We start from the raw sequence: 8571 nt of genomic DNA, 5'->3' as shown, positions 1-8571 counted from the left end.
TTGGTCGCGCAACTCATCTGCACCAGCCCCACCCGCACACGTCCCGGCCGCTGACTGCTCATGCTCGCTTTCCGCTCGATTGGTGTGTCCATGCCATGATGCTACCCTATTGCGGATTACGCGATAAGTAATCGCCCCGGCGTGGCAAGCCTGTTGGTCTCCGCTGCAGCATGCCGCGCGACAGGTAAGAAGCTCGCATCATGACTAGCGCAGCGCGCGGACTGTTCATCACCGGAACCGATACCGACGTTGGCAAGACCTACGTCGCCGCGCGGATCGCGCGGGCGCTCTACTCGGCCGGCCGGCGGGTGGGGGTGTATAAGCCAGTCGCCAGCGGCTGCCAGGTAGTGAACGGCCAGCTTGTCTCGGGCGACGCGGTGGCGCTGTGGGAGGCCGCCGGCCGCCCGGGTGTGTTGGAAGATGTGTGCCCGCAGCGATTCGCTGCTCCATTGGCGCCGCATCTGGCCGCCGAGGCGGAAGGGGGGCGGATCGACGATGCGTTAATCGCCCACGGATTTCAAACGTGGCGCGAGCGCAGCGAGATGGTGATCGTCGAGGGCGCCGGCGGGCTCTTTAGCCCGATCACGCGCGATCGGCTCAACGCGCAGCTTGCCGCCGAGATGGGCCTGCCGCTCGTGGTGGTGGTCGCCAACCGCCTGGGGGCAATTCATCAGGCGCTGTGCCTTTTGTTGGCGGTCGAGGCGTTTAATCAGCGCCAATCGGGCGCATGGCCACTGACGGTGGCAGGCCTGGTGCTCAATCAGGCCGGACCCACGACGGACGGCAGTCAAAAGTCGAACCGCGCTGAACTGGCGCGACTCGCCTCGGCGCCCGTTTTGTGCGAGATGAACTGGAACGGCGAGTTCAGCGACCCGGTCGATTGGTGGGGGCTGGCTGGCCTAAATCGTTCACAGTAGCTCGTCGAGCTCGCTCACCAGTTCGCCAAAATAGGCGAGCGCCGTATCGACGGGGCCGGGCTGTTCCATATCGACCCCCGCCCCGCGCAGCAGATCGAGCGGATGTTTTGAGCAGCCTCCCTTGAGGAAGCCGAGGTAGTCCGCCAGTTCGCTCGCGCCGCCGGCGAGCACCCGCCGCGACAGCGCGATGGCCGCCGACAGGCCGGTGGCGTACTTGTACACGTAAAACGCGCGGTAGAAGTGTGGAATGCGGAAACACTCCAGGTCGAGTTCTTCGTCTAGCACAAAGCGCGGGCCGAAGTAGCGCTCCAATAGCTGACGATACTCGGTCTGGAAGCGGTCGAGCGTGAGCGGTTCGTTCTGTTCGGCCAGCGCGTGCGTCAGCTTTTCGAACTCGGCGAACATCGTCTGCCGCAAGATCGTGCCGCGGATATCGTCGATCTGGCGATTGATGAGAAAGGCGCGTTCCTTTTTGTCCTTTGCCTTCGACAAGAGATGCCGGGCCAGGAGTTGCTCATTGAAGGTGCTGGCCACCTCGGCCACGAAGATTGTGTAGTCGTAATATTGAAACGGCTGATTTCGGGCCGACAAATACGAGTGCATCGAGTGCCCCGCCTCGTGCGCCAGCGTAAAGACATGGTCGAGCACCGCGGGCTGATAGTTCATCAAGATGTACGGCGCGCCGTCGAATGAGCCGCAGCTAAACGCGCCCGATTGTTTGCCTTGGTTCTCGTATCGGTCGCACCAGCGCCCTTCGAGTCCCTCGGCCAGCGCGCCGCAATAGTCGCTGCCTAGGGGCGCCAGCGAGTCGATCACCGTTTTCACCGCCTGCTTCCAGGTGCGATGCGTCTCGAACTCGGTGAGGATCGGCACATAGGTGTCGTAGTGGTGAATCTCGTCGAGCTTCATTCGCCGACGGCGAATCTCGTAGTAGCGATACAAGTCGTCCAGATGGCGATGCACCGAGGCGATCAGGTTGTCGTACACCGACTGCGGCACATTGTCTGGAAAGAGCGCGGCGGAGAGCGAACTATCGAAGTTGCGGGCCCGCGCGTAATACACATCGCGCTGGACCGACCCCGACAAGGTGGCCGCCAAAGTGTGCCGATGCGCCTGAAACTGCTCGTAATACTGATGAAACGCCGCCTTGCGCACCGCTCGCTTGGGCGAGTGCAGCAGCGTCGAAAAGCTGGCGTGGCTTAGTTCGACCAGTTCTCCCTTTTCGTTCTTGACGGCGCCGAACTTGAGATCGGCGTTGTTCAACTGACGAAAGACCTGCGAGGCGGTTTGCGCCATCTCGCTCTGCATGGCCAGCAGCTTTTCCTCGCGGTCGGTGAGCGTGTGCGGCTTGTAGCGCAGCCAGCGCTCGAGCATCAGCCGATATGGCGTCAACGACCGATGCGCTAGTAGCCCGCCCATGGTGTCGTCGTCGATGGCCATCAACTCGGGCTGAATGTAGCTCGACGCCTGCCCCGCGCGGCTGGCGGCGTTTTGAAAGCGCCCCTGCATGCGCTGGTAGACGCTGTTGGAGGTGTCCTCCGCCGTCTTGAGAAACGAGTAGACGCCGAGTCGTTCGCCGGTGCGCTCGAAATCGAGATGAAACTTGAGGCACGCGGCCAGTTGTTTGGCGTCTGCCAGCTTGCCGCGCTGCTTTTCGTAGCGCGGAATCAGCTTTTCCCATTCCAGAAAGGTCGCTTCCCACGCCGCATCGTCGGCGAACAGACTGGCCAGGTCCCAGGTGTCGGCCACTTTGACTTGCCCACGCTGCGGCAAGCGCTTTACTTTGGGCGCGGTCTTGGTGCTGGCGATCATGTCGGCTGCCTGGGGTTAACGTGGTTCGTGGGGAATATCGATCCAGCGCCGCTGGGCGTGCGATTGCAACACGGCGTCGGCCACTGTCTGCGCGCACAGGCCGTCGTAAAAGCTTGGTATGGCGTCGCGCCCCGCGACAATTGCCGAGACGAACTCCCACACCAGATCGTAGCGGAACACCGTGGCCGGCGAACCTGCGCTCGGATCGCGCGGGCTGCCGGCGGGAGACAACAGTTCGCGCGGCACATCGACCGGCGCCAGGTCTTGCCCGGTCTTGCCGATCAAGATGCGATTGGGTTCGTGTAGTCGATAGACGGCGGAGCCTTCGGCGCCGTTGATCTCCGCCCATTCGTGACCGTAGCCCGACAGGCCGTAGCCCTTGGCCAGCGTGGTCCCTTCCCAGACGCCGGTGGCTCCCGACTGAAACTCGCCGATCAGCGACGACCAATCGTCGACCTCCGAGGGCGGGCAGGCGCGGCCATCGGTCGTTTGCGTCCGCGGCGCGAAGCGCGCCACCGCGCCGGTGACGGCGCGCAGCGGCCCCAACAGATCGATGGCGAAGTCGAGCCGATGGATGGTCATGTCGAACAGGTCGCCGGCGCCGGCTTTGTCTTTGTATTGCCGCCAACCCCAACTCGTCTCTGGCCAGTCGAGAAAGCGCTGCGAGCGAAAATGCCGCGGCGCGCCCAGCGCGCCTGTGGTCACCAATTGCTTGAGATAGCGCATCGCCGGCGCAAAGCGATAAGTGAACGCGGTCATATGCACCACGCCCGCATCGCGCGCGGCGTGATACATCTGGCGCACCTCGCTGGCGCTGAGTCCCAGCGGCTTTTCGCACATAACATGCTTGCCGGCGCGGGCAGCGGCCAAGGCGATTTGTCGATGAGTGAAATTCGGCGTGGCGATAATCACCGCGTCGACCGAAGGATGGCCGCAAATCGACTCGGGATCGCTGCTGGCCAGTTCGACTCCCCACTCTCCGCGCCGCTTGTCCAATAGCGCGGGATCGGCGTCGCAGATGGCGACCAGTTCGGCGCGCGGGTCGAGTCGAATCCCCGGCACGTGGTGATAGTCGGTCACGGCGCCGGCGCCGATGACGGCGATTCGGACCGGCAGCGAACTGGCATGCGGCATGCGAGCAGCTTTCTCAAAATGGCCGCGGACAAGACCGAATCCGGCAGCCGCGAAGTCGGCGATTCGGCGGGCTTGGTCCCAAATCGACTGGCCGAGTCAAAGCCGACAGCCTACGGCCATCGCGACGATTGCTCAAGCCTGTCGCGCCAATGCGACGGTGGGCGCGACTAGGCGCCAATCCGTTCCAGCGCGGCGTTCAACACGCGGCGCACCAGCTCCGCATGGCTCACGCCGACGTAATTCGCCAGAAACACGATGTCGCCCCCCACCGGGTTGAGGCCGGGCAGTGGGTTCGCCTCCAAGAAGTACGGCGTCTCTCCCCGCAGCCGAAAATCGACGCGAGCAAAGTCCTGGCAGCCCAGCGCTCGCCATGCGGCGATGGCCGCCTGCTCGACGGCGCGCGTCGCTGTCGCGCCGATCTGCGCGGGACATTCGTAGCGGATCACGTCTTCCCAGTCGCGCTTCACTTCCAAGCTGTAGATGAATGGCTGATCGGTCGATCGCGGAATAATCCGCATGATGCCGAGCACCTCGGGCGGATTGCCGACCAGGCCCACGGTCAACTCGTCGCCTTCGATGTATTCCTCGACCAAGATCGGCTGGCGATAGTCGGCGAGCATCTCGCGGAGCGTGGCGGCGAGTTGCCGCTCGTCGCGCACCAAGCTCGTCGCGCGAATCCCCTTCGACGATCCTTCGTAGGCCGGCTTCGCCACCAGGGGCCATTGAAAGCCAGCGACGCGCTCCAAGATGTCGGCCGCGTGCCCTTCGACCACTGTCCAGCGCGGCGTGGCCACGCCAGCCTGCGCCACCAGTCGTTTGGCGCAATCTTTGTCCAGGCTGACGGCCAACGAGAGCGGATCGGATCCGGTGTATGGTATTCCCAGCGCTTCCAGGATGGCGGGCGTCCGCGCCTCGCGCGAGCGGCTAACGCCGCGCCCCTCGGCGATGTTGAACACCAGATCCGGCCGCTCGCCGTCGAGCAGGCGGCGCATCAGTGTTTCGCCATTGCCTAGTAGCTCGACGTCGTGCCCCAGCGAGCGAATCACTTTGGCCAGCGCCTCGATCGTCGCTGGCGCGTCGAACTCTTCTTCGGCGTCGTCGGTCGCGAGCATCACCGTCTGGCCGCCCGCGGCCAAGCGCTGACCGCGGCGCGGCGCGCCAGTCGCTGGTTCGCCGTCCCAACCGCCACGCGCGTCGAACGTCAATCCAATCTTCAAGGGCTTTGATCCTCTATTTGTCCGCGTGATTGAGCACCGTCAACAGCGACTCGTCGCCCGACCAGCCGGTGACGACGCTTTCTGAGGCGTCCATCGGCAGCGGCGCCGCCGTGCGCGCTCGCCCGCGAGCGCGTGGTTTGTCGTCGATCGGCTTGGGCTTCACTGCGTCGCTTTTGTCGGTTCGGCCGCGACTTGTCGAGTTGGCGCCGCGAGCGGCGGCCATCGTCTCGACCAGGTTCTTCGCGGCCGCGCGAGCGCGCTTGGCGCCGGCCACCGTCACCGGCCCTTGCACGGTTGGCGCCTCGGCCAACTTGGACCGACGCCGCGCCATCCGCGCGTTGCCCTCGGGCATCAGCTTTTCGCCGGAGCCAGAGAGCAAGTCGCTGACGCCGGTCGTGGCGATTGGCGACGGTCGAGCGCCGTAGTGATCCTCGGGAGCGTAGCGGAACAGCATGCCCTCGTAGTTGCGCAGCACCACGGCCTGATCCGACGCCGAGACCAAATAGTTCGGCATCACCGGAATCTTGCCAGCGCCGTGCAGGCCGTCGATCACGTAGGTCGGGACGCCCAGACCCGACATGTGACCGCGCAGGCCTTCCATGATCTCCAGTCCCTTCCACACGGTGGTGCGGAAGTGGCCGGCGCCGACCACCGGATCGCAATGAAACAGATAGTAGGGGCGCACCTTGATGCGCAATAAACCCCGCATGAGCGCGCGCATCGTGTCGACCGAGTCATTCACGCCTTTGAGCAGCACGGCATGGTTGTTGATCGGCATGCCCGCGTTGATCAAGTTGCGACAGCCGCGCGCGGCCTCGGGCGTGATCTCGCGCGGGTGGTTGAAGTGCGTTTGCACCCACACCTTGCCGGTTTCGCGCAGCACGTCGATCAACCGTGGATCGAACAGCTTCTGCGGCAAGGTGACTGGCACGCGCGTGCCGACGCGGATCACGTCGACATGCTCAATGGCCGCAAGCTGCGTGAGAAACCAGCGCAACTTGCCCTCGGAGAGCATCAGCGCGTCGCCGCCGGAAAGTATGCAATCGTGGATTTCGGGATGGCTGGCCACATACTCGATCATCCGCTGATCGTCGCGGCTGGGAGCGTCCCAGCCGTCGCGGTCCATTGTTACCCGTTTGCGAGTGCAAAACCGGCAGTACATCGAGCAGACTGGCGTGGTCACCAGCAGCACACGATCCGGATATCGATGCGTCAGGCCCGGCACGGGCGAGTCTTTGTCCTCGTCGAGCGGGTCTGCTTTTTCCTCGACGCTATCGGCCACTGCCTCGGCCGGATGCGGCAAGGCCTGTAGGCCGATCGGGTCGTGGTACGGATCGTTGACGTCGATCAGCGACAAGTAGTACGGCGCCAACACCAGCTTGTACTGAGACTCCAGGCGCTCCAGATCGGCCAGCCGATCCATTGGAAGCGGCAGCAGTTCGGCAAGCTGCCGAGTGGTCCGCACCGCGTTGTGCATTTGCCAACGCCAGTCTTCCCATTGCTCTTGCGGAACGTCCTTCCATTGTGGGTGGCGAAACGATGTGGGGTGGGACCCACTACCCGGAGGCTCCTCAGACTCGCTCGTCACGCCCGACTCGGCGCTGATGACGGCGGTCGCCTGCTCGATTCGTGCCGGGGCCAGTTGATTGGCCCGCACGCGCTTTCCTTGCATGGTCACGATCTCCTATCCGAAGGAGTGCAATAATTGGGGAGGTTTATACTGACCTGAAAGACAGGACACAAGGCAAATCCATTGCGCCGGATCATTCTACGCGCGCCGCTTTCGACGAAAAGGAAACGACGAGCGTGGTCGCCAACAGAACGCCGCGAGCCGCGTGATTCCCGTTTTTCGCGGACACTAGAATCGGTTGGCGGCGGCGCGTCGGTTGAGAGAAAACTCGATCGCGGTTTGGCGAACGCGCGCGACCGAGCGCCCATGCAACGTGAATTCCGTTTCATGTTCCGCCGAGTCGGACCACTCAGACCGCGAGCAACGACTTTTCGAACAGCACCAGGTTCTCGCTGCGGTCAGGATCCCAGCGGATGCCAACGATGTCGTAAAGCTGCTGGATGGCCAGATGCAGCATCGGCCGGTGCTGATTGTGACATTCGAAACGAATGGAGTCGTAACCGTGTTCCACCGCCCAGCCATGCACCGCCTCCATGAGCTGACTGGCGATGCCCTGCCGCCGTTGGTCGGGCAAGACCCCGTAGAGCCAGGCGAAAAAGACCGTCGGCTTCAGTTCGAACCCGACAAAAAAGCCCACCGGGCTCTCGTCGAGGTGGGCCAGCAGCATGAGCACGTTGTAACGTCCCTGAAACCGTCGGCGGAAGAAGGCGCCATCGCGCGCGGGGCGAAAGATGTTGCTGTATAGCTCCGCGATCAGCGGCACCTCGTTGGGGCCGATTACGTCGATCTTGGCCGATGCCATGCGAGCGAACTCCCTCCCTGATTTTGACGCCCTCGCCAGGCGCAGAGCATAGGCGATTGGCGCCGCCTCCGCCAAGGGAGCGCCAGCTAGAAGCCCGGGGGCAGGGCCGTGGCCTGGCTCAGTTTTTCGCCTAGCGTGAGCAGCCAGCGCTCTTCGTCGGAGTCGATCACAATGTCGGGGGAGGTGATTTCGGCCACGGTGCCGTGAAACTGGCCCACCTCAAACGCCTGCCCTGGCCGCAGCTTCAAAATCTCACCCGTGGTGCGCACAGTAAGCCAAGCCTGGGGGACGCCATCGACATCCAAGATGGCGGTCAGAAAGGCGAAATCGGCCGGGTCCAACTCGGCCGCGGTCTGCCCAAACAGATTGCGGTCGACAATCGGCCGGTAGGCGCCCCACTCCACCGACGCCAATCGCTCGGAGCGCTCGCCGCTGAGCTTGGTGGCGTCGTTGGCGTCGACCAGCGCCAGCGCCTCGATGGCCAGCGACAGATCGAGTTCGTTCGACTTGGGAACCGGCGTGATGTTGATGCGCGTCACCTGATGCAGGTGGTTGGCGCTGTAAAACTCGTACAAGAAACGCGTGAGCTGCTCGATCGTGCCGCGTCCGCGGATCGAAAACGGGATCATGCTGTACACCCCTTTGCGCACGACCGGCGCGCCCGAATCCACATTGGGCGTCTTGAGCCCCGCTTTGCCCACCAGATCGAGCAACCACTCTTGATAGAGCGAGGCGGCGCGTTCCTGGTTCGAGGGGAGCGATTGCTCTTGCCAGCCCGCCAGCTTGGCAGAGGCCTGGCGGGCGCGGCGGAGCTGACCTTGCTTTTTCGTGATGTCGCGTTTTAGTTTCTCGACACGTTCGTATTTTGCCGCCAGCGGCGCCTGCAACAGTCGATTGAAGAGCATGTGACCCAGGTAGCCGGCGACCATCACCCCGACGATCACCATCAATAGCCGTTCGCGCTTTTTCATGGCGCCCCCTCCTCAACCGCCAGCGGTTTGACGCCGCGCTCGCGCTGCGCCACGCGCGATGGGCCGGCCTGAGCGGCCGGTCGTTTGC

At 63.7% G+C, this 8571-nt stretch carries 7 protein-coding genes; 1 reads left to right on the top strand and 6 read right to left on the bottom strand.

All coding sequences use genetic code 11. The annotated features are described in order from the left end of the window. The first annotated feature begins 200 nt into the window (after positions 1–200). The gene (gene bioD, locus K1X71_20565) at positions 201–917 is read left to right on the top strand and encodes a dethiobiotin synthase (protein ID MBX7075542.1); all 717 of its coding nucleotides are present in this window, start codon (positions 201–203) and stop codon (positions 915–917) included. Here the strand turns inward: bioD and pepF are convergent. The 6 genes from pepF to K1X71_20535 all read right to left on the bottom strand — a co-directional run bounded on the left by pepF (position 909) and on the right by K1X71_20535 (position 8483). Next, the gene (gene pepF / locus K1X71_20560) at positions 909–2729 is read right to left on the bottom strand and encodes an oligoendopeptidase F (protein MBX7075541.1); all 1821 of its coding nucleotides are present in this window, start codon (positions 2727–2729) and stop codon (positions 909–911) included. The genes bioD and pepF overlap by 9 nt on opposite strands. 15 nt (positions 2730–2744) lie before the next feature. Continuing rightward, the gene (locus K1X71_20555; protein MBX7075540.1) at positions 2745–3863 is read right to left on the bottom strand and encodes a Gfo/Idh/MocA family oxidoreductase; all 1119 of its coding nucleotides are present in this window, start codon (positions 3861–3863) and stop codon (positions 2745–2747) included. Between the two features lie 167 nt (positions 3864–4030). After that, a complete protein-coding gene (locus K1X71_20550) occupies positions 4031–5080 on the bottom strand; it encodes an ATP-grasp domain-containing protein (protein ID MBX7075539.1) in 1050 nt (349 codons plus the stop codon). Positions 5081–5093: 13 nt separating this feature from the next. Continuing rightward, a complete protein-coding gene (locus tag K1X71_20545) occupies positions 5094–6758 on the bottom strand; it encodes a KamA family radical SAM protein (protein MBX7075538.1) in 1665 nt (554 codons plus the stop codon). A 301-nt stretch (positions 6759–7059) separates the two neighbouring features. Next, positions 7060–7512, bottom strand: coding sequence for a GNAT family N-acetyltransferase (locus K1X71_20540; GenBank protein MBX7075537.1), 453 nt, complete (start codon positions 7510–7512; stop codon positions 7060–7062). An 86-nt stretch (positions 7513–7598) separates the two neighbouring features. Further along, complete coding sequence (locus K1X71_20535; GenBank protein MBX7075536.1) at positions 7599–8483, bottom strand: hypothetical protein; 885 nt, start codon at positions 8481–8483, stop codon at positions 7599–7601. Positions 8484–8571 lie beyond the last annotated feature (88 nt).

The organism is Pirellulales bacterium (assembly GCA_019694455.1).
GTDB lineage: Bacteria > Planctomycetota > Planctomycetia > Pirellulales > JAEUIK01 > JAIBBY01.
Note: the sequence above shows the minus strand (reverse complement) of the source record. Positions and strands in the feature narration are given on the sequence as shown.